Genomic DNA, 1006 nt, shown 5'->3' with positions numbered 1-1006 from the left:
GTTTCGGCACCGAGAACTCCTCTGGCACCAAGGTCTTCGCCCTGACGGGCAGGGTCAGCAACACAGGACTCATCGAGGTCCCCATGGGCACCACGATACGCGAGATCGTCTATGACATCGGCGGCGGCGTCCGGGGAGACCGGCGGCTGAAAGCCGTGCAGATGGGCGGCCCCTCCGGCGGATGCCTGCCCGAAGAGCACCTCGACCTCCCCGTTGACTTCGATTCGCTCGACAGCGTCGGCGCGATGATGGGCTCGGGCGGACTCGTTGTCTTGGACGAGGGTGACTGCATGGTTGACATGGCCCGATATTTCCTCACGTTCACGCAAGACGAGTCGTGCGGCAAGTGCGTGCCCTGCCGCATCGGAACCAAGCGCATGCTGGAGATCGTCACGCGCATAACCGAGGGCGGCGGCGAGAAGGGCGACATCGAGAAGCTCGAACGGCTTGCGAACGATGTGGCGCGCGCTTCGCTCTGCGGTCTCGGTCAGTCGGCGCCCAATCCGGTGCTCACCACGATCCGCTACTTCCGCGAGGAGTATGAGGAGCACATTCTGGAGGGCCGCTGCCGGGCCGGCGCCTGCGTGGAGCTGTCCCGGTTCGTCATCCATGCCGAGGCCTGCAAGGGCTGCGCGGTCTGCAAGAAGCGCTGCCCGGTCGGCGCGATATGGGGAGAGATGAAGGAACCGCACACGATCAGCGCGGATCGTTGTATCAAGTGCGGCGTGTGCATTGAGCACTGTCCGTTCGACGCGATCGAGCGAATCTAGGACGAGATGCTCTTCGGCGGAGCGCCAAGTCCGCCGGGAGCCAGGAAGGAAGGGACGAGCCGATGAGAGTCAGAGACATCATGACAGTCCGCGTCGTCGCAATCGAACGCGAGGCCACGGTCGCGGACGCTGCTCGCAAGATGCGAGACGAGCAGGTGGGCTCCGTCCTTGTGGTCGAGGACGGTCGGCTTGTGGGCATCCTCACCGACCGTCAGATAACCCACACCGTGACCGCC

1 protein-coding gene is annotated in these 1006 nt (G+C 64.5%); it reads left to right on the top strand.

Annotated elements, in window-relative coordinates:
* The coding region (locus Q8K99_02845; protein ID MDP2181490.1) for an NADH-ubiquinone oxidoreductase-F iron-sulfur binding region domain-containing protein at nt 1-770 on the top strand (770 nt) is incomplete at its 5' end.
* Nucleotides 771-1006 lie beyond the last annotated feature (236 nt).

The sequence above is a fragment of the Actinomycetota bacterium genome (assembly GCA_030682655.1).
GTDB lineage: Bacteria > Actinomycetota > Coriobacteriia > Anaerosomatales > JAUXNU01 > JAUXNU01.
Note: the sequence above shows the minus strand (reverse complement) of the source record. Positions and strands in the feature narration are given on the sequence as shown.